Raw genomic sequence first — 23,131 nt, forward strand, 5'->3', positions numbered from 1 at the left:
CCGACACCGACTTCGAAGGCCCACTCGCCGACCCAACCGGCCACGGCCAACGCGTCGAAGAGCTTCCCGACGACACCGGGGCCTGGCGCTACCGCCACTCCGTGACTCGACACCCGTGATCCGTCCGGCGGGCTCGGTGGCCTCGGCCGGACGAGACTCCTCGGCCGACGCTCGGCAGGGCCCCGGTCGAGCCGACCCGGCTACGCGGTGGCCGGACGGAGTGCACCCCAGAGGGTGCGGGCGAGGCGCACAGCGAGGCGTTCCAGGAGCGCCGCGGCGGCGGTCACCAGCACCGCCGTGAGGATCTCGCTCATCGTCTCCACCCCTTCCTCCGAGGTGGACCGAGTTTCACGGCTTTCGATGACCGGCCGGAACGGGCGAGGTGGACGTACGGTGACCGGCTGCTGACGGACCGGCGCCGGTCCGGTCGGTCACGCGTTGGGCGAGCAGCTGCGCGACGGTGGCGGCGAGGGACGCGACCACGGCGATCCCCCACTGATGGGGGAGCAACGGGCGGGAGCCGACGACATGGCTGATGCCGGGTGTCTGGACCGCCAGGGCGAGCAGCGCGACGGAGGCGGCGACGGCGAGCGCCACGAGCGGCGTCCGTCCGCGCACGGCCAGGGTCTGTCCGAGCTGTGCACCGACGAGGGCGACGAGTCCGGTGGTGCCGGCCTGCCCGGGGGTGCTCACCGGGCGCGCGGCCAGCCAGGCGGCTCCGGCGGCGAGCGCCGTGATGCTCGCGCGCACGGCGATGTCCCGGATCAGGGAGCCGCCGAGAGAGCGGTCGGGCCCCTCGGCGAGCAGCTTCTCGGCACTGACGTCCGGCGGCGGGCGGACGGCCACGGCCATGGCCGGCAGGACGTCCGTGAGCATGTTGATCAGCAGCAGCTGCCGGGCGTTGAGGCTCCCGGGCCCCCCGACCAGCCCGGTGCCGACGGTGTAGGCGACCTCGCCGAGGTTCCCGCCGAGCAGGATCGACAGCGCGTCCCGCACCGACGCCCACATGCCCCGGCCCTCGACGACGGCGTCGGTGAGGGTCTCGATGCGGTCGTCGGTGATCACGACATCGGCGGCCTCGCGCGCGGCCGGGGTGGCGCGGGAGCCGAGCGCGATCCCGACGTCGGCGAGCCGGATCGCGGCGGCGTCGTTGGCCCCGTCGCCGGTGACGGCGACCGCGTGGCCGGCCTGTTGGAGCACGCGGACGATCCGGGCCTTCTGTGCAGGGGTGACCCGCGCGTAGACCGCGGTGCCGGTCATCGCCTCGCCGAGTTGCGCGTCGTCGAGCCGGTCGAGGTCGGCGCCGGTCAGGACCCCGCGACCGTCGAGCAGGTCGAGGTCGGCCGCGATCGACTGGGCGGTGCTGGGATGGTCGCCCGTGATCATCGCGATCTCGACTCCGGCGGCGCGCAGCGCGGCGACCGAGCGTGCCGCCGTCGGCCGGACGGGATCCACCAGGGCGACGAGGCCGCGGAACTCCAGCCCGGTCACGTCCGCCTCGGCCAGTCGGGACAGCCCGGACACGCGGCGCTGGGCGACGGCGAGCACCCGGTGCCCGCCGAGGGCGAGCCGGTGCACCTCGGCGTCGATCTCCGCTCGAGCCCGGTCGTCCACGGTGGACGTGTCCCCGTTCCGCAGCCTCCTGGTGCAGAGCGGCAGCACGACCTCCGGAGCGCCCTTGACGCTGATGCGGCCGCCACTGCGCCCCTGCCACAGGGTCGCGTGGTAGCCGCGGTGGGTCTCGAAGGGCAGCTCGTCGATCTGCTCGACCACCGCGTGGCCGTTCTCCGCGGCGATCCCGAGCCGCTCCGCGCCGCGCAGGACGGCCCGGTCGGTCTGGTGGGTCACCTGGCCGGCGGCGGCGCGGAACGGGCTCGCCCGCACCGCAACCGCGACGACGTCCCGCATCTCGTCGGTCAACGGGTCGTCGTCCACGGCCACCGTGCGGGTGCCGTCGGAGACCCGACGGAGGCTGATCCGGCCTTCCGTGAGCGTGCCCGTCTTGTCGAAACACAGCGCGGTGACCCGGCCGAGGGCCTCGATGGTCGAGGAGTTGCGGACCAGGGCCCCACGGCCGGAGAGCCGCCGGGCGGCCGCGAGTTCGGCCACCGTGGCGACGAAGGGCAGACCCTCCGGCACCGCGGCCACCGCCAGACCGACCGCACGGGTCAGGGCCGCGGCCGGGGGTCGCCGACGGAGGAGGTCGATCCCGATCACCAGCGCACCCGCCCCGAGCGTGAGCGGCAGGACCCGCGCGGTGAGCTCGCGCAATCGGACCTCGACGCCGGTCGGCGGCGCTTCCTCCCCGTTGCGACGTAGGCTCCGGCCGACCTCGGTGGCGCCCCCGGTGGCCACCACGACCGCGGTCCCGCGCCCGGCCGCCACGACGGTGCCCTCGTAGAGCATGGAGCGGCGGTCGGCCACCGCGCGGGCGCTGCTCGCCCTGGGGGATTTCCGGACAGGGATCGACTCCCCGGTCAGGGACGACTCGTCGACCTCGAGGTCGTGGGCGGTGAGGACGCGGCAGTCGGCGGGCACGGCATCACCGGCGTGCAGCCGGACCAGGTCGCCGCGTACCAGTTCGTCGCTGCGGCGCTCGGACTCGGAGTCATGGCGCCGCACCCGTACCCGGGTGGCGGTGCCGTGCCGGAGTGTGCGCAGCGCCCGCTGCGCGCCGACCCGCTGCCCTCCACCGATCAGCGCACTGACCGCCAGCACGCCAAGGATGAGCAGGGGGTCCAGGAGCGATCCCATCGCCGCGGAGATCCCGGCACCGGCCCCGAGCGCCGGAGTGACCGGGTTCGCGAGCTCCTCCATCGACGCCCGGAGGATGCCGACCTCGGACTCGTCGGCGGCGGCCGGCCGCTCGCCGTGGCGGCGCCGCGCCTCCTGCTCGGTCAGGCCCGTCCCGGAGCTGCCCAGGACCTCCAACACCGCACGCGTCGACATGGCGTGCCACGGGGTCCGGTCCGACGGCACCGGTGCCGGCCGCCGCCCGGGTCCCGACCCGGACCACGTTCCGTAGCCGAAGGCGAGCAGGGCCGCGGTGTGTACCGCGACCGTCGCCCGACCGCTCGCGCCGCCCGGCGGGCCGAGCAGCGCGAGGACCCCGCCCAGCGCGGATCCGGCGACCGCGAGTTGCGCGGCCCGACGGCTGGTCGACGCGGCGGGGTCGACGGCGTCGAGCACCAGGCACACCTCTGCCGCCGTGCTGCACAGCACGTCGGCCGTCCAGGGCGGCGCGACGGCACGGCCCGGGACGAACCCGATCGCCAGATCGGCACGGTCGAGGGCAGCCGCGTCGCGGCTCACCAACCCGACCACGTGACCGTCGCGCTGCAGGGAGGCGACCGCATCGGCGAGATCCGCCCCACCCGCCACCTCGCCGTCGGCGTCCAGCCGCCGAGCCAGCTGGCGCGAACCTGCCACCAGCACCAGGCCCGCGCGGCCGGCAGCTGCGACGATCGCCTCGGCGTACGGGTCGAGTTCCTCTCCCACCCCGACCAGGGCGAGGAGCGCGCCGTCGCGGCGCAGAGCCAGGACGACGGGGGCACGTCGACCCAGCTCGGCCGCGGCCTCGCGGATCCGCGCCGTCGGCGCCCTGGTGTGGCCGACCGGTTCGACCGACCAGCCCCCACTGGTGCGGCGCCGCATCGGCCGGCGCAGGTCGACGAGGTCGTGTACGCGCTCGACGAGCTCGGACATCTCGCGCTCGGTCGACTCGAGGACGGGCTCCACCTCGTCGACGACGTGTCGCCCCGTGCACAGCACGTCCGCGTCGAGCACGATCGTCGACACCCGGTCGAGGCGCCGCAGGGCCGCGGGGTCGATCAGCAGGCTCCCCCGCTCGGCGAGGTCACGCCCCACGCGCGCGGCGAACGCCTGTCGGCCCGCCTGCGCGGCCTTGGGTACGCCGGCGGCGAGTGCCGCGCCGGCCGGCGGTGTCGGCGCGGCCAGGCCCAGCAGCAGGATGCTGACACCGACCGCGAGTAGCGCGGCCCGGTCGGTCGTCTTCTCCACCGGCCCGGGCGGCAGGATCACGGGTCGACGCCGCTCCACGACCGGCGCAGCGCGGTGGCCGCCTCCCACGGAGGCGAGCGCGCCCTCCCAACCGATCCAGGCCTTCCGCCGCGTGTGAGCCTCCCGGTGCAGGACGTACCGCTGGCAGGCGTCGGCAACCAGCCCGACCGGCCGCTTCCCCACCGCGTTGGAGATCGCCGCGGCGTCGTTCAGCACCACGTCGGTCACCGACTCGCCGAACGCCGACACCAGCAACGCGCGCAGCCGGGGCGTCGAGTCGATCAACGAGGCCACCGTGCCCAGGAACGCGACCGGCGGGAGGGGCACTGCCCGGCCCACTGTGGTGTAGGCCAGGCCGGCGGTGTGCAGTCCCAGCAGGGCCGCCTCCCGCAGCGCGCGGGCCGGGTGCCCGGGATGCTCGTGCCGGGAGCGCGGCGCGGCTGCGAGGCCGCATTCCTCCTCGGCCGTCCGAACGATCTCGGCGATGTGGCGCGCCTGCACCCGTTCCGCGTCGAACTCGACCATGACCGAGCCGAGCACGCCGTTCACCTCGGCGCGGCGCACGCCCGGGTGCCGCTCGATCGCGCGCTCGACGCCCGCCGCCGCGTCGGCGTCGGCATGGACACCCCGTACGGGCAGGTGGGCCCGCTCCGATGATGCGGACGCGATCCCGGAGCCGACCATCGAGAACACGTCGACGACGCCGCCGGCCAGGCCGACGACGGTGCCGGCAACCGTCCCGGCGGTCGCGGCGGCCAGGTCGACCATGCGCTGCAGCACGAGGTGCTCCCGCGGTCACGACGTCGGAGAGACAACGCGCCGCCCGCGTGCCGGCGGCCGTGTGTACGGGTCCGGGACGCCGTCCGGCCGGAGGTGCCTCCGACCGGACCCTCGAACCGGATCAGGACGCTTCGGTCAGGACGCTCCGCCCCGGCCGCCACCGGTCTCGGCCGGATCACCGGTCTCCGCCCGCACCGGCTGCTCCTGCCCCTGTCGCGGAGTCACGTCCGCCCTGCCCCGGCTCGCGAGCGCGCTCCCGACCCCGATGGCCGCCGCCACCGGCCACTCGATCACCCCGGCCACGGCCGTCACCGCGAGTCCGCCGAAGAACAGCAGCGCCTTACCCGAGGGCAGGACCGACCGGGCCCCGCGTGCCACCGCCTCGAAGTCCTCGCGCCTCGGCGCGTGCAGATCCGGCGCACGGAACTGCGCCGTCACGAACGGGAGGTTCACGGTCGCCGACCGGTGTCCCTCGAAGCGCCCCTCGGCAGGCTGGTCCGGACGTACTTGTTCGGTCTCCGTGGAGCTACCGCCGTCCGCAGCGGCGGCCACCTCTGCCATGCCCTCGCCCGCGCTCTTCTCCGCTTGCCTGGTCCTACCCGCCACGACGTCACCTCGCCTCACCGCGCACTGCCGTCGACCCGTGCGTCTGCCCCGACTGACTGTGACGCAAACCACGGATGAACAGAAGATGCCTTCGCCCTGCACACGGCAGATTTCGCACCGGGTACGCGAAGCGGGACGCGCGGGCTGCTCCGGCCGCTCGACCGCGATCTCGGTGCCGTCCGATCACACACGTGCGCCGTCAGCTGATCCTCTCGTAACGCAGGTAGACGGTGCCGCCGCGGAAGGCGCGCTGCTCGACCAGCCGCAGCCGCAGGTCGGCGCCGAGCGGGAAGTACGGCTTACCGCCGCCGACGAAGGCCGGCACCACCCTCGGGCGGAACTCGTCGATCAGGTCCAGCAGCGAGGCGGCCAGACCGGCGCCGCCGACGGACAGGTCGCCCTCGGTCTCCTTCTTGAGCCGGACCACCTCCTCGACCGCGTCGACGCGGCGCACCAGCCGGCATCCGGGCGCGACCGACTCCAGCGAGTCGGAGAACACGATCCGCGGCGTCGCGGCGTACAGCTGAGCGAACTCCGCCTCCACCTCGTGCCCGGCGGCCCGCTCCGGCGACGTCCAGAACTCCTCCATGACCTCGTAGAGGCCGCGCCCGAACAGGAATGCCGCCGTCTCACGGGTCTGCTGGTTGGCGAAGCGGTGCACCTCCTCGTCCGGCTCGGAGAAGGCGATACCGCCGGCCGGGTCCTCGATGTAGCCGTCGAGGGAGATGCTCATCGTGTAGCTGAGAGTGCCCATGGGGAAGTGGACCGCCCGGCGCACCCGAACTCATCGTCGGCGAGCAGTCGTGTGACGCGCCCGGGATCGTCGTGTGCACTCACCTGGGTGGGCGATGTCCCGGACGTCCGGCGGAGGCACGATGAGCGGCCTCACCCCACCGGGTCCGCCCGCGGCCTCGACGAGGAGGACCGCCATGTCAACGACCACCACTCCGGCCGGCGCGGAGCCGCACGCGACCGAGAGCGCCGCCGGGACACACGTACGGGTCGGCCACGGCGAGCTGCTGCGCGCGATCGAGAAGAACGTGCAGAACAACTCGGTCGGCGTCGAGATCCCGGGCCTGGGCACCGTTCGGCTGCCCGCCCCCGACTCGCTGGCCTGGTTCGGCGGGCTGGCCACCCTGGCCGCCCTGGGAATCCTCGAGTGGCCCGTCGCCGCCGCGATCGGCGCGGGGCACCTGCTCTCCCGTCAGCGGCACCTGCGGTTCCTGAAGGACTTCGGCGAAGCGCTCGAAGAGGCGTGATCCTCGGCCCCTCCACGGTTCGGCGACACGGCCGGGACGTGACCACCTGGGGCCGGGCACACCGATGCCGTCGCCGCGTCGACCTCGGCGTAGGCCGCGACCACACCCTGTCCGACGAGTGCCCGGCACCCGCCGCGGGTGCACACTGCGCGGGTGGATCAGCCAGAGGCTCCCGCGGCGACGGCAGCCGAGCCGCCGCGTCCGCCCGCGACACCGGCGCACCCGGCTGTGCACTCGGGCGGGCTCGCGGGCCTGGTGCTCGGTGCGTTGGGGATCGTGTTCGGGGACATCGGCACGAGCCCGCTCTACGCCGTGCAGACGGTCTTCTCCATCGACGACAACGCCGTGCGGCCGACGGTGGACGACGTCTACGGCGTGGTCTCCCTGATCTTCTGGTCGGTCACGATCATCGTGACGCTGAAGTACGTCACGCTGGTCCTACGCGCCGACAACGACGGCGAGGGCGGGATCATGGCGCTCGCCGCGCTCGTGCGGAAGGTCTCGGCGCCGTTCGCCCGGCGGGCGGCGGTCGCCCTGGCGCTCGGGGTGCTCGGGGCGTCGCTGTTCTACGGCGACTCGCTGATCACCCCGGCGATCTCGGTGCTCTCGGCGGTCGAGGGCCTCGAGGTGGCCCGCCCGGAGCTGGCCGAGCTGGTCCTGCCGATCGGGGTCGCGATCCTCGCCGCGCTGTTCGTGATGCAGCGGTGGGGGACCCACCGGGTGGGGCGGCTGTTCGGACCCGTCATGGTGCTGTGGTTCCTGACGCTGGCGGTACTGGGCGTCCCGCACATCGCACAGCACCCCGGGGTGCTGCTCGGCCTCTCGCCGAGCTACGCGCTCGCCTTCATCGTCGACCGCCCGTACACGGCGTTCATCGCGATGGGCGCCGTCGTGCTGGCCATCACCGGCGCCGAGGCCCTCTACGCCGACATGGGCCACTTCGGCCGCCGCCCGATCCGGCTCGCCTGGTTCTCGTTGGTCTTCCCGGCCCTGATCCTCAACTACCTGGGACAGGCCGCGCTGATCCTGAACGACCCGCGGGCGATCGACAACCCCTTCTACCTGCTCGCACCGGCCTGGGCACGGCTGCCGCTGGTCGTCCTGGCCACGGTCGCCACCGTGATCGCCTCGCAGGCCGTGATCTCCGGCGCGTTCTCGGTGTCGCGCCAGGCGGTCCGGCTCGGGTACCTGCCGGCGCTGACCGTCCGGCACACCTCCGAGCGGGAGAGCGGGCAGATCTACGTGCCCGCGGTGAACTGGCTGCTGTTCGGCGGGGTCCTCGTCCTGATCCTGCTGTTCGGGTCCTCCGCGCGGCTCGCCACCGCCTACGGCCTCGCGGTGACCGGCACCCTGCTGCTCACGACGACCCTGCTGCTGTTCTACGCCGCCACGGCCTGGCACTGGCCGCGGTGGCGCCTGGTGCTCGTGGCCGTCGTGTTCGGTGGCCTGGAGCTGCTGTTCTTCGCGGCGAACCTGACCAAGGTCACCCACGGCGGATGGCTGCCGCTGCTCGTGGCGGTCCTCGTCGTCACCGTGATGACGACCTGGCAGCGCGGCCGCCTGATCGTCACCGGCCGTCGCGTCGAGCGGGAGGGGCCGCTGGCGGAGTTCGTGGAGCGCATGCGTGTCGAGCGGATCCCACGGGTGCCCGGCGTGGCGGTCTTCCCGCACCCGACCAGCGAGACGGCCCCGCTGGCGCTGCGGGCCAACGTCGAGTTCAACCACGTCCTGCACGAGCGGGTCGTGATCGTGTCCGTGGTCGCGGAGAACGTCCCGCACATCGACATGGCCGAGCGGGTGACCGTCGATCAGCTGGGGCCGGCCGACGACGGCATCGTCCACGTCGCCGCCCGGTTCGGGTTCCAGGACGAGCAGGACATCCCGGCCGTGCTGCGCTACGCCCACGGCCGCGCCGACGAGCTCGACGTCGACCCCGCGGAGGCCTCCTACTTCCTGTCCCGGATGTCACTGGAACGCGGCAGCCAGCCGGGGATGCACGTCTGGCGCAAGCGCCTGTTCATCGGGCTCGCCCACAACGCCGCCACCCCGGCCGTCTCCTTCAAGCTGCCCGTGGAACGCACCGTCGTGATGGGCTCACGCGTCGAGCTGTGAGCCGGTCGCGGCGGGGCGGGGTGTGGGGCACGGCACGCCGGCCTTCGTCATTGGGGTCGGTAGGGGGTGCCCGCCGTCCGTCGTTCCGCGCACCGGCGGCGGCCGGACGGAGACGTCGAGGTGCGGCCGTTGTGGGGGCAGTGCCCTGACCGTCGGGCGGGCCGTCCACCACGGAGGTGTGGGCGCCGAATCGCCGGGGTAGCACCGGAGCCGTCCGACCTCACCCGGGAGGCCCGGACCACTGAACGATGACCGGCCGGTCCGTCGAGCGAGCCGGTGCGACCCGGGACCGCGCGGGGGGCACAACAGCGCGACCACCCGCACTTCCACCGCAGTCGAGAGGGGAACGAAGCATGCCTCAGGAGGAGCCGACGACCACGAGGTCGACGCCGGCGAAGACGAACCGCACGCAGCCGGTGGCCACCCGGCCCACGACCGCGGTGCCGGTGAGCGCCGCCACCAGCGAGCCTGCGGTGACGCCGGTCGGGGTCCCCGTCGCCGAGGCCGACCGCGGCGCCACGGGCCCGCGTCGCGGCGCTCGCGAGCAGGGCGACCGCCGGCCGAAGGGCTCGACGGGCCCCGCCGGGCCGATCGGCGAGCGCGGGGACAAGGGCCCCCAAGGCCCGGCCGGCCCGCCCGGCGAGGCGGGCGACCGGGGCCCGAAGGGTCCGGCCGGGCCCGTGGGTCCCGTGGGCGAACGCGGCGAGACGGGTCTCCAGGGGCCTATCGGGCCGCGTGGGGAGCAGGGGCCGGAGGGCCCGACCGGTCCGCAGGGCGAGCAGGGCATCCCCGGCTCCACCGGCCTGCCCGGTGAACAGGGCGAGGCGGGCCCGCGCGGACCGCAGGGCGAGCAGGGCCCGGCCGGCCCCACCGGCCTACCCGGTGAACGCGGTGAGACGGGCCCGCGCGGACCGCAGGGCGAGCAGGGCCCGGCCGGCCCCACCGGCCTGCCCGGCGAACGCGGTGAGACGGGACCGCAGGGCGAGCAGGGCCCGGCCGGGCCCGCCGGACAGCCCGGCGAGCAGGGAGAGCAGGGCGAGCAGGGAGAGCAGGGGCCCCGGGGCGAGCAGGGCCTGCCCGGCGCCCCCGGCCCTCGAGGTGTGATCGGGGAGACCGGCGAGACGGGACCGCGGGGGCTGCAGGGCCCCCAGGGCGAGCGCGGCGAGAAGGGTGCACCGGGGGTCCGCGGACCCCAGGGCCCGCAGGGCGAGCAGGGGCCGCCCGGCCCGGCCGGGTTGCCCGGGGTCCAGGGCCCGCAGGGCCCGTCCGGACCGGCCTGGCTCTACCAGCCCGGTCCGGCCGAGCTCGTGGCGAAGGTCAAGCGAGCCGCCCTGGACATCAGCCCGCGGACCGTGCTCGATCCCCGCGAGGGCGCCCGCTACCTGACGACGCTGACCTCCCGGATCGTGAAGCTGCAGGGCGGCCTGATCCTGCGCGCGATCGTCGACACCGACGGCGCGGCGAACCACGACCCGGCAGCCGAGCCGAGCAACGTGCACTCCATCGCGCGCTGACGCGGTAGGCACCGGTGGCCCCGTCCCGCTCCGCCGGGGCGGGGCCACGGGGACGAGGCCCGGGCGTCACGGGTCCGGCGCCTTCCTCCGGCTCGGCGACGACCGAGCGAGCCGAAGGGTGCGGTCCGGGGACCGTCGGAAACCGTGCCGCCGGTTGTCGGCGGCTCCCACAGCCCGCGGCGCTGCAGGACGGGCATCACGCCCTCCCCCATCCACCACGCCTCCTCGAGGTGCGGGTAGCCGGAGAGGACGAACTCGTCGATGCCGGCCTCGTGGTACTCGGTGATCCGGTCGGCGACCTCCGTGTGGCTCTCGACCAGCGCGGTCCCGGCCCCGCCGCGGACCAGACCCACGCCCGCCCACAGATTCGGCGCGATCTCCAGGCTCTTGGCGGTGCCCGCCGCCGACGAGCCGGCGACCGTCGCCGTTGGTGGGGAGGAACCAGTGCAGGGTGACCGGGGGCATTCGGGGCCCTTCAGCTCACCGGGGACCCTCGGGGCGCGGGAGGCCGAGGTGCTCGCGCAGCGTGGTGCCGGTGTAGCGCTCCCGGTAGACGCCGCGTTCCTGCAGCTCGGGCACCAGGCGCTCGACGATGTCGTCGAGTCCGTCCGGGGTGAGGTACGGCGAGACGTTGAACCCGTCGACCGCGCCGGCCCGGACGAAGTGCGCGAACTTCTCGGCGAGCCCGCCCGGCGTGCCGACGTGCCCGCGCTGCGGCCCGAGCGCGATCACCGTCTCGCGCAGGCTGAGCCCGCGCGCCTCCGCGGTCTCGCGCCAGGTCCGCACGATCTCGCGCGGGTCCTTCCACCGCCGGCTGCCCATCTCCCCCGTCGGCTCGACGACGACCGGGTCCTCGGCGGGCAGGGGCCCGTCGGCGTCCCGGCCGGACAGGTCGAAGCCCCACACCTGCCCGGCGATCGCCAGCGCGGTCGCGGGGGTGACCTGGTGCAGCCGGAGCCGGTGGGCCTTCTCGGCGGCCTCCTCCTCGGTGTCGCCGAGGATGATCTCCGTGCCGGGCAGGATGCGGAGCGCGTCCTCGGGCCGGCCCGCGGCGCGGAGCCGGGCGCGGATGTCGGTGGCGAAGGCCAGCGCGTCGGCGAAGTCGCTGCCGTGCGCGGAGAAGATGACGTCGGCGTTGCGAGCGGCGAAGTCGCGGCCCTCGGCCGAGTCGCCCGCCTGGAAGATCACCGGGTGGCCCTGCGGGCTGCGGGGCAGGGTCGGGGTGATCTCGACGTCGAACTGGCTCGTCCGGGCCCCGACGGTCGCGATGCCCTTGGGATCGGCCCACTCCTCGGCATCGGCGCCGGTGGCTACCGCGTCGGCGTCCCAGGAGTCCCAGATCTGGCGGGCGACGGTGAGGAACTGCTCGGCGCGGACGTACCGGTCGGCGTGGTCGAGGTAGCCGCCGCGCCGGAAGTTCTCGCCGGTCCAGGCGTTGTCGGTGGTCACCACGTTCCAGCCGGCCCGGCCCTGGGACAGCAGGTCCAGGCCGGAGAGCCGCCGGGCGAGGTCGGCCGGCTCGTTGTAGGTGGTGTTCTGCGTGGCGACCAGCCCGATCCGCTCGGTGACGCCGGCCAGCGCGGCCAGCTGCGTGATCGCGTCCGGCCGCCCGGCGACGTCGAGATCGTGGATCTTCCCGCCCGACTCGCGCAGTCGCAGTCCTTCGCCGAGGAAGAACGCGTCGAACAGCCCGCGCTCGGCCGTCGTGATCATGCGGCGGAACGACGAGAAGTCGATCTGCGAGCCGCTCTCCGGCAGCGACCAGATCGTCCAGTGGTTGACGCCCTGGAAGAACACGCCCAGGTGCAGCTGGGCCTCCGGACGCGGGTAGTCGGTGCTGCTCATGCGGTGCCCTCCACGGACGTCAGGTGCCGGGCGAACCGGCTGGCGGGCCGGGACAGCCCGAGGGTGCTGCGCAGCGAGGCCCCCGGCCGCGGACGGGCGGCGGTACCGGACCGGAACAGTGCCGGGAGCACCCGGGCGGACAGCTCCGGCAGGTCCTCGTCGAGGACCGCGGGCCGCAGCCGAACGCCGTCCACGACCCCGGCGAGCTCCTCCACGAGCGCGACCAGCCCGGCCGGCGGACCGGTGTACCGCAGCCGGGGACCACCCGGCCACGGCGCGTGCCGGTTGAGGTCGGCCAGCCGCTCCGCGGCGGTGTGGGCGGGGGTGTCGAGGGCGATCTCCAGCTCGGCGAACCGCAGCCCCGCGCCCGCGCCGGCGAGCTCGGCGACGGACCGGCCCTCCACGAGCTCGACGTCGGCCAGTCCCTCGGGCAGCAGCCCCGCCGGCGCCAGCACCACCAGCTGCCCCTGCGGCGGCCGCGGCACGATCGCCGGGCCCTTGACCGAGTACGTCTCGCCGACGAAGTCGATGTAGTGCAGCTTGTCCCGGTCCAGGTAGCGGCCGGTGTCGACGTCGCGGACGGCGGCGTCGTCCTCCCAGGAGTCCCACAGGTCCCGGGCCACCCGCACCGCGTCACGGGCCTCGCGCCGCAGCGCCGCCCCGCCCTCCACGACCGGCCGCCCCAGGGCACGAGCGGCCGCCGGGTCGTCGGTCGCGGCGACCAGCCAGGCGGCCCGGCCGGCGGCGGCGAAGTCGAGCGACGCGAGCTGCGACGAGACGTGGAACGGCTCGGAGTAGGTCGTGGACACGACGGGCGCGAGGCCGAGCACGCTGGTGTGCACCGCCGCGAAGGCGGCCCGCTCGACCGCGCCGATCCGCCCGACCGGCCCCACCCCGCCGGGCGGGAGCAGTGAGTCGTCGAAGGTCGCGAGGGTGACGCCGGCGTTCTCGGCGACCTGGGCGAGCGCGCGGACGCGCTCGGGTGTGAGCAGGGCGGCGGGTGCGTGCGACGCCCGGCGCCACGCGGCCGGATGGGCGCCCTCGCCGTCGAGCTCGACGGCGAGGTACAGGGGGCGGCTCATCAGTGGCTCCTCGGGGGTCAGGACGCGGCCTTGCGCGGCAGGCCGGGCGGGTTGACGGCGGAGGTCTGCAGCGCTTCGTTCTTCAGGTTCCAGCGACCGAGGACCTCGGTGTACTTCCCGTTCGCGATCACCGAGTTCAGGGCCTCGTTCAGCGCCGTGACCAGCCCGTCGTCCTTCTTGGTCATCGCCGCGATGTCGGCCTGCACGCCGCCACCCCCGCCGTTGACCGAGCCGACGATCTTCGTCTTGCCGCCGGTGGCGACGTGGTACGCGACGCCGGGGTTCGGCCCGAAGTAGGCGTCGAGGCGGCCGGAATCGAGGGCGAGGTAGTAGTCGCCGACGTTCTGGTAGTACTGGATCGTCGCGGGCGCGAGCCCCGCCTTCTCGTTCTGCGCGTTCCAGTCGACCAGGATCTGCTCCTGGTTCGTGCCCGAGCCCACGCCGATGGTCAGCCCGGAGATGTCGGCCGGCTTCTCGATGCGCTGCACCTTCCCGGCGTTCGCCGCCTCGAACGACACCGTGTCCACCCGGTAGGTGGCGAAGTCGTACTTGTCCTTGCGCTCCTCGGTCACCGTGATGTTCGAGAAGCCGGCGTCGTACTGCCCGGACTCGACGGCGAGGAAGAGGTTCTCCCAGGAGGTCGGCTGCAGGTCGAGCCTCAGCCCGAGGGTGTCGGCGACGAGCTGGGCCAGGTCGGGCTCGACGCCGATGACGGTGCGGTCGTCGTCGGCCCGGAAGGAGAGCGGCGGGTTGCCGCTGCCGGTGGTGCCCACGACGAGGGTGCCGCGGTCACGGATCGCCTGGGGGACCTTCGCCGCGATGGCGTCGACCTCGTCCGCCCGCACCCGGTTCTGGTCGGGGCTGGTGTTGACGGCCGCGCCGGTGGCCGACGGCGGCGCGGCGGCATGGTCGGGGTCCGGCCCGGAGCAGGCCACGGCCACCAGCACCGGGACGAGGAGGGCGACGGCGAACCGCAGGTGGCGCAGCGGCCGGGGGATGCGGGACATGGGTCTCCTTCGGTGGGGTGGGCGCGCCGGGGTCAGCGCAGGACGGCGCCGAGGAAGGCGCGGGTGCGGGGTTCGCGGGGGTCGTCGAGGACCTGGGCGGGCGGCCCCTGCTCGACGACACGGCCCTCGTCGAGGAACACCACGGTGTCGGCGGCCTCGCGGGCGAAGCCGATCTCGTGGGTGACCACGACCATGGTGGTGCCGCTGCGGGCGAGGTCGCGCATGACGTCGAGGACCTCGCCGACCAGCTCGGGATCGAGCGCCGAGGTGGGCTCGTCGAAGAGCAGGAGCTTGGGGCGCAGGGCGAGCGCGCGGGCGATCGCGACCCGTTGCTGCTGGCCGCCGGAGAGCCGGCGCGGGTACTCGTCCAGCTTGTCGGCGAGCCCGACGCGGTCCAGCAGCTCGCGCGCCTCGCCGAGCACCGTGGCCCGGTCCCGGCCCTGCGCGGAGATCGGCGCCTCCGCGACGTTGTCGAGCACGGTGAGGTGCGGGAACAGGTTGAAGTTCTGGAAGACGAAGCCGATGTGGCTGCGCTGGCGCAGGACCTGCCGCTCGGGAAGCTCGTGGAGCTTGCGGCCGGAGCGCCGGTAGCCGATCAGCTCGCCGTCGACCCGGACGAGGCCGCGGTCGACCTTCTCCAGGTGGTTGATGGTGCGGAGGAGCGTGGACTTGCCGGAGCCGGACGGCCCCAGCACCACGGTCACCTCGCCAGGCCGGACCGTGAGGTCGACGCCGCGCAGCACCTCGATCCCGGCGAAGCACTTGTGCACGCCGCGCAGGTCGACCATCGGTGTGCTGCTCACGCGGCCACCTCCCGGCGGAACCTGGCGAACGTGGCCCGCAGCCGCTGCAGCGGCGTGGGTGGCAGGACGCGCAGCGCGCCCTTCGCGTAGTGCCGCTCCACGTAGAACTGCCCGATGGACAGCACGGTGGTCAGCACCAGGTACCAGACCGCGGCGACCAGCAGCATCGGGATCACCCGGCCGGTCCGGGTGTAGATCACCTGCACCTGGTAGAAGAGCTCGGACAGCGCCATGATGTAGACCACCGACGTGCCCTTGACCAGGCCGATCAGCTCGTTCGCCGCCGTCGGGACGATCGTGCGCATCGCCTGCGGGAGCTGGATGCGGCGGACGCGGCGCCAGCGCGGGATGCCCAGTGCGGCGGCGGCCTCGAGCTGGCCCTGGTCGATGCCGAGGAACCCGGAGCGCACGACCTCCGCGGCGTAGGCGGCCTGGTGCAGGGCGAGACCGAGCACCGCCGCGGTGACGGGTCCGACGAGGTCCATCGTGCCGATCTCGAACAACGCCGGCCCGAAGGGGACGCCGAACGAGATCGACTTGTAGAGCAGCGCGAGGTTGTACCAGAACAGCAGCTGCAGGATCAGGGGCACGGACCGGAAGATCCAGATGTAGGTCCAGCTGACCGACCGCAGCAAGGGGTTGGGCGACAGCCGCATGATCGCGAGGACCGTCCCGAGCACGAACCCCACGACGATCCCCAGCACCGTGAGCTGCAGGGTCAGCAGCACCGCCCGGATGATCGACGGCGCGAACAGGTACTGCCCGACCGTCGCCCAGTCCCACGCCGCGTTGGTCACCAGGGCGTGCAGCGCCATCGCGACCAGCACCGCCACGACGGCCGTTGCCACCCACCGCCACGGGTGGCGCGCCTGGACGACCGTGAGGTCGGCGTCGTCGTCCGGGCCCTCGTGGCGGACGGGCGGGGCGTGCGCGGTGACGAGCTCACTCATGGCGGTCTCCGGTCAGGTGCTTCTCGAACGGGTGGGGACCGATCTCCTCGGGATCGAGGGAGCGGTCGTAGAGCGGGGTGTAGCCGGTGGCCAGATACAGCTGCTGCGCCTCGGGCTGGCGAGGGCCGGTGGTCAGGTGGATCCGGCGGTAGCCGCGCACGGAGATCTCGGCCTCGAGCTCCGCCAGGACCCGCCGGGCGAGGCCGCGGCGGCGGCGCGCCGAGTCCGTCCAGATCCGCTTGAGCTCGGCGGTGTCGGCGTCCCACCGGCGGAAGGCACCACCCGCGACCGGGGCGCCCTCCTCGAGCAGCAGGATCAGCCCGCCGTCCGGCGGCGCGAACCGGGCGCGCTCGCGACGCGTCTCCTCGGCGAGGTCGCCGAGCGTGTGCCGGTAGCGCGTCCAGTACTCGTGGTCGAGCTCGGCGAGCATCGGCAGGACCAGCGGATCGGTGTAGTCGACCCGTCGGATCTCCAGGGGAACGGTCACCGCACGCCTCCGGCGCGGACGTGACGGTGCGGACAGGTGGACATGTGGGACCCCCGGAGCGGTGGACACGACGGCACACCCGAGCACAGTGGACGGACGACCCGCATCTCGCGGGACCGTGGGCAGCGGCCGGTCAGCGGCAGGGCCGGCCGGCGGTGGAGCCGGTCAGCGACGGGGCCGCCCGGCGGACGAACGCCTGGTCAGCGACAGAGCGCGGTGTGCGTACGGCAGAGGTCGACGTGCCGGCGACGCGTCCACCAGCAGCGCAGCTGCCGGCGCGCGGGCACCCGGAGCACTCGGCTCGACATACCGCTCCCATCGGTCCCGGCGGTAGCACCCTGCGCCGTGGGCGCGGGTTGCTGCGGCGTCGTCGAGCCGGGTCTCTCGGCCGCTCTGGATGGACATCTCGCACTCAACCCGTCACCCGATCCGGTTGTCAAGAGCATGAACGTGCAAGTGTCGTCGGCGCCACACCCGTCCTGACCTGCGGAAAAGTCCGGACATCTGCGGGGAGGCGATCGGTGGGCCAGGTTCAGGAGGCAAGACGGGTCCGGGCCCGCGCCGCCCACTCCTGCGCCAGCAGGGCCTGGGAGACGACCCGGTCGGCGTGCCGGTGGGTGATCGTGGTGACCAGCAGCTCGTCGGCACCCGTGACGCGCTGCAGGGCCTCGAGGCGCTCGGCGACCGTCCCGGGTGCGCCGACGAACTGCGTCCGCACGCGGTCGGCCACGAGCGCCCGGTCCTCGTCGGACAGCGGGTACGCGGCCGCCGCGGCCGGATCGGGGAACGGGATGGCTCCGGCTCCCGTGCGGATGCTGTGCACCCACGGTTCGTAGCCCGTGGCCAGCTCCCGCGCGCCGGCGTCGTCCTCGGCCACGACGACGTCGGCCGACACCATGACGTAGGGGGCGGCCAGGCGCTGCGACGGCCGGAACGCTTCGCGGTACGCGGCCACCGCCTCGAGCACCGTGCCCGGGCTGACGTGGTAGTTCGCCGCGAACGGCAGCCCGCGCTCCCCCGCCACCACGGCACTGTCGCCGCCACTGCTGCCCAGCACCCACGGCTCGACGCCGGCGCCCTCGCCCGGCACCGCGTGCACCTCGACGCCCTCCGACGAGCGGTAGCTGCCGGCGAGCAGGTCGAGGACGTCGTCGACGATCCGCTCGTACGCCGGTGTCGATGCGCCGGGTTGGCGCAGCAACTCCAGCTGCGCCCGGAACCGCGGCGTCCGCAGCAGCCCGCCGATCAAGTACCGCCGCGGGATCAGCACGCCGTCGACGACGCGCTCCTCCGGCGGCTCGGGCGGCTCCTCGTGGGTGCGCGGACCGCCCGACCGGCCCAGGCCGAGATCGATCCGGCCGCGATCGGGGCCAGGTCCAGGACGGACAGCGGTACGTGAGGGGTCGGTGCAACCATGTCGTGCGCTCCTCCATCGCTCCCGGCATGAGCACCCGCACCCGTCGACGGGGGGTTGCTGCGGCGTCGTCGAGCCAGGTCTCTCGGCCGCTCTGGATGGGGTGACCCCGCGGGGCCGGATCCACTGTAGGGATCAACACCGCCCGTACGTCAATACTCTGGGTGACTTCTGTGATGCCCGCCGCCGAAACCCGGCGCTCCTTGTCCGGACAACGCAGCCAGGGCGCCCATCAGGCGAAACACGGCCAGGCAGCCCGTCATAGAGGACCGGACAACTCCGGGACGGCGTCTGCGAGGCTCCCCAACGCCACCCGAACGTGGTTACTGTGAGGCTTCGCCCCGGATGCGAGGACGAGAGCCGCCACGACCGCGGCCCGACACCTCTCCGGCCGTCGCCTTCAGGAGCTTCCGCATGCGCTTCCAGGTCCTCGACATCGTCCCCCACGCCCCGCACCCGGTGACCGGGGAGATCATCTCCGTGCACGAGCGGTTGGAGCGGGTGGTGGAGAACGCCGTGCTCGCCGAGCGGCTCGGCTTCGACTCCTACGCCGTCGGCGAGCGGCACGCCGGTGAGTTCGTCTCCTCCGCCCCGACCGTCCTGCTCGGGGCGCTGGCCCAGGCCACGGAGCGGATCCTGCTCAGCACGGGGGTGACCGTGCTGTCGCTGCTCGACCCCGTCCGGGTGGCCGAGGACTACGCGACGGTCGACCAGCTCTCGGGCGGCCGGCTGGAGATCGTGATCGGCAAGGGCAACGAGGACAAGCACTTCCCGTTGTTCGGACTCGACCTGGCGAAGCAGTACGAGTACCTCACCGAGAACCACGAGCTGCTGCGCCGCCTCCTGCGCGAGGACCACGTGTCCTGGACCGGGGTGCACCACCACGACCTCGACGACGTGACGACCTACCCGCGGCCCTTCGACGGGCCCTTCCGGATCTGGCACGGGTCGGCCACCTCCACCGCCGCCGTCGACCTCGCCGCGCGCTGGGGCGACCCGATCTTCAGCGCCAACGCCCTGCAACCGCGGGAGAACTACCTGGTGCTCATCGACCGGTACCGCGAGCAGCTCGAGGCGCACGGGCACGATCCGGCGGTCGGCTACGTCGGGTCGGGATCCGGCGGACTGTTCCTGGCCGACACCGACGAGCAGGCGATCGCGGAGTACCGGCCGATCTACGAGGCGCAGGCGGCCAAGCTCGCCGCGGCGCACGCCGGCGACCCCCGCAAGGGCAAGACCATGTCCTTCACCACGATCGAGGAGGCCGTCGCGCACGGTCCCGCCCTGGTGGGGACGCCGGAACGGGTCGCCGCGAAGATCCTCGACTACCACAAGTCCTACCGGCACGACGTCCAGTCGGTCTCGATCAACCCCGTCCTGCCCTACCCGCAGCAGCAGGAGGTGCTGAGCCGCTTCGCCGAGGAGGTCGTGCCCCTGGTCCGCCGCGAGGTTTCGACCACGCTGTGGGGACCGCAGGACCCGGGCCGCGCCCGGGGCCTGGCACCGGCCTGAGGTCCGACCGGTCGGTCGAGACCTTCGGACCTTCAGCGAGCCACCGGAACGCCGCTGTCGAACGGTCGGACGCGCCGCGGCTCCGGCGTCGACGGCGGCTGCGGGGTCCGGCGGAGCGCGGAGCGCGCCACGGCCAGCTCGTGGGCGACCTCCGCCGTGATCAGCTCGGCGTGCAGGGTTCCGGAGCCGACGCTGAGCAGGGCGCGGTGCCGGCGCACCAGCGCGTCCAGCCCCTCGAGCAGCCGGGTCCCGATATCGGCACGGCGCTGCTCGAGAGCCGTCCGATCCGCTGTGGACGAGGAGTCGGGGCCCGCCACGGACGTGCGCGGGGCGGAGTTCGGGGTGGTGAAGGGCATGACTGTCTCCGAGGGATGAGGCCGGGTGGGCGCGCGGAGGCCCGGGTGGACCACGACACGTGCGACGACCGACAGCGCCGCGCCCCGTCGGCGGGAGGGGCGTCAGCGGCGGACGGTCGTCACCGGTTCAGCGACAGAGCGCGGCCTCGGTCCGGCAGAAGTCCACGTGGCGACCGCGGGACCACACCGCGGCGCCCAGGGGCACGTCCCGCGGCCCGTCGATCCGACGCCCGGTGCGCACGACGCTCCCCTTCACGCCCCCGTGCGTCGCACCCGGACGGTTGCCGGACGCCGACGGAGGACTTCGATCAGACAAACCGACCGCCCCACCGGCTGTCAAGGCGTTGCCGACGCGCCGTGCACTCGGCGGCGGAGACCGGCCGGGAGATCCGGACCGGTCGCCGTACCGCCGTCGCTGTCCGGACAAAGTCCTTGTCTCCCAACGCCTGGGAGGCCGACTGAGAGCACCCCCCATCGGGGGCTCGGCTTGACCCGCCATCGACCTCACGCTCACCTGCAGCGCAGGCTGTCTCTCCTCTCGCGGAGCGCCCTGGAGACGTTCACCGAGCAGGTCGTCTCGATCCTGCGGGCGCGGGGCCTGTTCCGGGAGGGCTACACCGGGACGACGCTGCGGGATCACCTCGGCCTTCCCCGTCCCGGACGGCGAGGGGCTGCACACCTGCCGTGACGGACAGCGAGGAACGGTCTCACCACCTCCTCCAGGTGTTTCCGCGAGAGCCCGCCGAGTCACCGGCAGGCGAGGGCCACGCTGTCGTAGAGGTCGAGCGACGACCCGACCAGCCGCAGTACGCGTCCCAGGGGCGGGTTGTGCGAGACCACGAACCGCACTGCACAGCCGCGCCGCTGCAGCGCCCTTCGAGCCTCGTCGAGCCGCCCGACCGCCCGCGCCGCGGCGAACCCCACCTCGCTGAGATCCACCACCACCCGTTCCGCGCCGTGCGCCTCCACCCACGCCCCGACCTCGGCCGAGTTGGTCAGGTCGAGCTCCCCGGACACCATCAGCAGCTCCAGGCCCGGCGCGGGGCACACCGCGCGCACAGCGGCCAGGCCGTACCGCGAGAACTCGCCGGCGAAGGAGCGCGACGCGCACCTGCCGACGCGCTCTGGCGCAAGATCGTCCACGTCACGGTCCTCCAGGTCGACGGACCCCGCGAGAGTCGCGGAGCTGCACGGCCGACTGCGTGACCGAGAACGACGAGGAACGGGGAGCGTTCGACGCGTCGTGGTCGCCACTGCACCAGGACCGGGCCGCGAATGCAAACCTCGAGGAGCTTCTCCGTCCGGGGCACCGACGAGATGGTGCGTTCGGAGCCGGCCCCTCGTCCGATCTGCTCGCCCGCTCAGACCAGGACCTGTGCGCCGCCCGGTCGTGTCGCGGCAGGGATCATGTCGACGTCCCGGACGAGGCGGAGGCGGATCCCCTCCACCGCTCGACGTCGCGCAGAGCGTCCTCGGGCGATCGATAGAGAGCCAACACGGTGTCCAGCCCGGTCAGCTGGATCGGCCGGATGACCGGGCGGGTCCCGTCCACGACGATCCGCAGCGTCGGCACGCCGTCGCGGCGCTGCGCCTCGGCGACCTCGACGAGGATGCCGATCCCGGCCGAGCCGAGGAAGTCGACCTCGCTCAGGTCGAGGATCACCGTGCCGGACGCCGGATCGGTGAACGCTCGCTCGACGGCCGCGCCCACGCGCCGGACCGTCGCATAGTCGACCGGCCCGCTGAGGGCGAGGACCATCGCATCCCCGTACCGGCGGAACGAGCAGTCGAGATCGTTCGCGTGCGTCGACACCCTGTTCGCCTCCCCACTGGCACAGGACATCCCCGATATCGACCGCCACCAAACGGTGCGTTCACTTCCGGCGACGGAGCCGGTGCACGCTCACCTCGGGATCGGCGGTGCCGGTCGTGTCGACGGTCGCCCAGCTCTCGCAGGCGGCGAGGAAGTCACGGGCGGGCGGACGTCCCTGGTCGGCCAGCCACACCTCGCCCGCGCCGCAGACGAGCCGGGGCAGCAGCGCGCCGAGGGCGTCGAGCCGGTCGTGGAGGTACAGCACGTCGGCGGCCAGCACGAGGTCCCACGGAGCACCCGCGATCGCCGCCCAGGGATCCGACCAGTCGCACTGCGCCACGTCGAGCCGGACCCCGTTGCGGCGGGCGTTGTGCGCCGCGAACGCCAAGGCGTCGGGCACGCGGTCGGTGGCCAGGACCCTGGCCCCGCACTGCGCCGCGGCGAGGCTCGGCAGGGCCAGCCCGCACCCCAGCTCGAGCACACGCGCACCGCCGACGTCTGCGCGCGCCACGGCGCCCGCGAGCTCGATCCCGCTCGGCCACGGCTGCGCCCAGTAGGGTGGCTCCGTCCCACCCCAGCCGAAGTTCTGCTGGTAGATCTGGTCGAGCGCGTCCCGGGGGTGGACGAGCTCGATCCGCCCGGTCGGGAGGTCGAGCGTGCTGTTGCCGACCCCGAGCAGACCGGACGGCACACCGGCTCCGGGGGCGTCGCCGTACAGGGTGAATCCGCTGGTGGCGGAGGGCATGCAAGCCTCAGATCTCTCGCGGGGCGACCCGCGTTCGGGTACGGCACCGCCGGTGCCGCTCGTACCGCGCCGCACGGCGCGGATCGGTCAGAGTCGGAAGACGCCGGACACCGCGAGCCCGGACTCCGACTCGTGCAGGTCGAACTCCACGCGGTCGCTCGCGCGCAGGCTCTGGCTCCCCCCGCCGTCGATCTGGGCGCGGCGCACGGTGACCTCCCTGCCGTCGTCGAGCACGATGAGGCCGCTCCCCTGCCGGGGGTCGAACCACTGGACGGTCCCGGTCGCCATGGCCGGCTCCCTGCGCCCCGGTGGTGACGACTCATCGGGCGACCCGGGCGACGCGCCTCGACAACTGCTGAGGGTCCGACCCTACGCGTCCTGTCCCGCCGGGCGCATGACGCAGTAGGGTGCCCGCGGTCGTTCGGTTTTCGAGGTCCGTGTCCTGCACGCTCGCGGAAACGGAAGCGATGGGCCGCGGCCCCGTCCTCACCGTGACGGGCGGGACGCACCCATCGGCGTCGGCCGGGCCCCGCACCCTGCGGACGGCCCAGGACCTGCGAGGAGCAGTCAGATGCCACAGGGCACCGTGAAGTGGTTCAACGCCGAGAAGGGCTTCGGCTTCATCGAGCAGGACGGCGGCGGCGCAGACGTCTTCGTCCACTACTCGGAGATCGACGCCAGCGGCTACCGCAGCCTCGACGAGGGCCAGCGGGTGGAGTTCGAGGTCGGGCAGGGCAAGAAGGGGCCGCAGGCCACCGGCGTCCGCCCCGTCTGACACCAGCAGGACCGGAGCCCGTCACCCCTCGGGGAGGCGGGCTCCCCTCGT

At 73.8% G+C, this 23,131-nt stretch carries 20 protein-coding genes, 1 pseudogene and 2 riboswitches; of the genes and pseudogenes, 5 read left to right on the top strand and 16 right to left on the bottom strand.

The features are described from left to right. Positions 1–348: 348 nt before the first annotated feature. The 3 genes from LWC33_RS07790 to LWC33_RS07800 form a co-directional block, all read right to left on the bottom strand. Positions 349–4,800 (bottom strand): cation-translocating P-type ATPase, encoded by a 4,452-nt coding sequence (locus LWC33_RS07790; protein WP_233303552.1) that lies wholly within the window; start codon positions 4,798–4,800, stop codon positions 349–351. Positions 4,801–4,935: 135 nt separating this feature from the next. After that, complete coding sequence (locus LWC33_RS07795; RefSeq protein WP_233303553.1) at positions 4,936–5,406, bottom strand: hypothetical protein; 471 nt, start codon at positions 5,404–5,406, stop codon at positions 4,936–4,938. A 199-nt stretch (positions 5,407–5,605) separates the two neighbouring features. Beyond that, entirely contained in the window at positions 5,606–6,184 is a 579-nt protein-coding gene (locus LWC33_RS07800; protein ID WP_233303554.1) for a dihydrofolate reductase family protein, read from the bottom strand. A 151-nt stretch (positions 6,185–6,335) separates the two neighbouring features. On the opposite strand from LWC33_RS07800, the gene LWC33_RS07805 reads away from it, so the two are divergent. The 3 genes from LWC33_RS07805 to LWC33_RS07815 all read left to right on the top strand — a co-directional run bounded on the left by LWC33_RS07805 (position 6,336) and on the right by LWC33_RS07815 (position 10,291). Then, positions 6,336–6,665 (top strand): hypothetical protein, encoded by a 330-nt coding sequence (locus LWC33_RS07805; protein ID WP_233303555.1) that lies wholly within the window; start codon positions 6,336–6,338, stop codon positions 6,663–6,665. A 153-nt stretch (positions 6,666–6,818) separates the two neighbouring features. Continuing rightward, positions 6,819–8,777: a potassium transporter Kup gene (locus LWC33_RS07810; protein ID WP_233303556.1), complete on the top strand. Its 1,959-nt coding sequence runs from the start codon at positions 6,819–6,821 to the stop codon at positions 8,775–8,777. A gap of 473 nt (positions 8,778–9,250) precedes the next feature. Further along, complete coding sequence (locus LWC33_RS07815; protein WP_233303557.1) at positions 9,251–10,291, top strand: collagen-like domain-containing protein; 1,041 nt, start codon at positions 9,251–9,253, stop codon at positions 10,289–10,291. A 170-nt stretch (positions 10,292–10,461) separates the two neighbouring features. Here LWC33_RS07815 and LWC33_RS07820 read toward each other — a convergent pair. The 8 genes and pseudogenes from LWC33_RS07820 to LWC33_RS07855 all read right to left on the bottom strand — a co-directional run. Further along, positions 10,462–10,680 (bottom strand): annotated as a pseudogene (locus LWC33_RS07820) (alkanesulfonate monooxygenase); the annotation flags it as partial. A 91-nt stretch (positions 10,681–10,771) separates the two neighbouring features. Further along, a complete protein-coding gene (locus tag LWC33_RS07825; protein WP_233303558.1) occupies positions 10,772–12,136 on the bottom strand; it encodes an NtaA/DmoA family FMN-dependent monooxygenase in 1,365 nt (454 codons plus the stop codon). Beyond that, positions 12,133–13,218 (bottom strand): LLM class oxidoreductase, encoded by a 1,086-nt coding sequence (locus LWC33_RS07830; RefSeq protein ID WP_233303559.1) that lies wholly within the window; start codon positions 13,216–13,218, stop codon positions 12,133–12,135. Before LWC33_RS07830 ends, LWC33_RS07825 begins: the two co-directional genes overlap by 4 nt. Before the next feature lie 17 nt (positions 13,219–13,235). After that, positions 13,236–14,225 (bottom strand): ABC transporter substrate-binding protein, encoded by a 990-nt coding sequence (locus LWC33_RS07835; RefSeq protein WP_233303560.1) that lies wholly within the window; start codon positions 14,223–14,225, stop codon positions 13,236–13,238. Between the two features lie 32 nt (positions 14,226–14,257). Further along, positions 14,258–15,013 (bottom strand): amino acid ABC transporter ATP-binding protein, encoded by a 756-nt coding sequence (locus tag LWC33_RS07840; protein ID WP_233303589.1) that lies wholly within the window; start codon positions 15,011–15,013, stop codon positions 14,258–14,260. An 11-nt stretch (positions 15,014–15,024) separates the two neighbouring features. Next, entirely contained in the window at positions 15,025–15,978 is a 954-nt protein-coding gene (locus LWC33_RS07845) for an amino acid ABC transporter permease (RefSeq protein ID WP_233303561.1), read from the bottom strand. Beyond that, entirely contained in the window at positions 15,971–16,465 is a 495-nt protein-coding gene (locus LWC33_RS07850; RefSeq protein ID WP_233303562.1) for a GNAT family N-acetyltransferase, read from the bottom strand. The genes LWC33_RS07845 and LWC33_RS07850 overlap by 8 nt, the downstream gene beginning before the upstream one ends. A 312-nt stretch (positions 16,466–16,777) precedes the next feature. Next, a riboswitch (SAM riboswitch) is annotated at positions 16,778–16,869 on the bottom strand. Positions 16,870–16,997: 128 nt separating this feature from the next. After that, on the bottom strand, positions 16,998–17,819 hold the full coding sequence (locus LWC33_RS07855) for an LLM class flavin-dependent oxidoreductase (RefSeq protein ID WP_308190921.1): 822 nt from the start codon (positions 17,817–17,819) through the stop codon (positions 16,998–17,000). A 72-nt stretch (positions 17,820–17,891) separates the two neighbouring features. Then, positions 17,892–17,984: riboswitch (SAM riboswitch) on the bottom strand. Between the two features lie 309 nt (positions 17,985–18,293). Here LWC33_RS07855 and LWC33_RS07860 point away from each other — a divergent pair. Further along, positions 18,294–19,391, top strand: a complete 1,098-nt coding sequence (locus LWC33_RS07860; RefSeq protein ID WP_233303563.1) for an LLM class flavin-dependent oxidoreductase — start codon at positions 18,294–18,296, stop codon at positions 19,389–19,391. 32 nt (positions 19,392–19,423) lie between these two features. Here LWC33_RS07860 and LWC33_RS07865 read toward each other — a convergent pair whose 3' ends face one another. The 5 genes from LWC33_RS07865 to LWC33_RS07885 form a co-directional block, all read right to left on the bottom strand. After that, positions 19,424–19,747, bottom strand: a complete 324-nt coding sequence (locus tag LWC33_RS07865) for a hypothetical protein (RefSeq protein WP_233303564.1) — start codon at positions 19,745–19,747, stop codon at positions 19,424–19,426. A 747-nt stretch (positions 19,748–20,494) separates the two neighbouring features. Next, entirely contained in the window at positions 20,495–20,890 is a 396-nt protein-coding gene (locus LWC33_RS07870) for an STAS domain-containing protein (protein ID WP_233303565.1), read from the bottom strand. 262 nt (positions 20,891–21,152) lie between these two features. Then, a complete protein-coding gene (locus tag LWC33_RS07875) occupies positions 21,153–21,560 on the bottom strand; it encodes an STAS domain-containing protein (RefSeq protein WP_233303566.1) in 408 nt (135 codons plus the stop codon). A 61-nt stretch (positions 21,561–21,621) separates the two neighbouring features. After that, positions 21,622–22,305 (bottom strand): class I SAM-dependent methyltransferase, encoded by a 684-nt coding sequence (locus tag LWC33_RS07880; RefSeq protein ID WP_233303567.1) that lies wholly within the window; start codon positions 22,303–22,305, stop codon positions 21,622–21,624. An 87-nt stretch (positions 22,306–22,392) separates the two neighbouring features. Continuing rightward, a complete protein-coding gene (locus LWC33_RS07885) occupies positions 22,393–22,593 on the bottom strand; it encodes a cold-shock protein (RefSeq protein ID WP_233303568.1) in 201 nt (66 codons plus the stop codon). Positions 22,594–22,876: 283 nt separating this feature from the next. Here LWC33_RS07885 and LWC33_RS07890 point away from each other — a divergent pair, with 283 nt between their 5' ends. Further along, entirely contained in the window at positions 22,877–23,080 is a 204-nt protein-coding gene (locus tag LWC33_RS07890; RefSeq protein WP_233303569.1) for a cold-shock protein, read from the top strand. The last annotated feature ends 51 nt before the right edge of the window (positions 23,081–23,131 follow it).

The organism is Pseudonocardia terrae (assembly GCF_021343995.1).
Classification (GTDB): Bacteria; Actinomycetota; Actinomycetes; order Mycobacteriales; family Pseudonocardiaceae; genus Pseudonocardia; species Pseudonocardia terrae.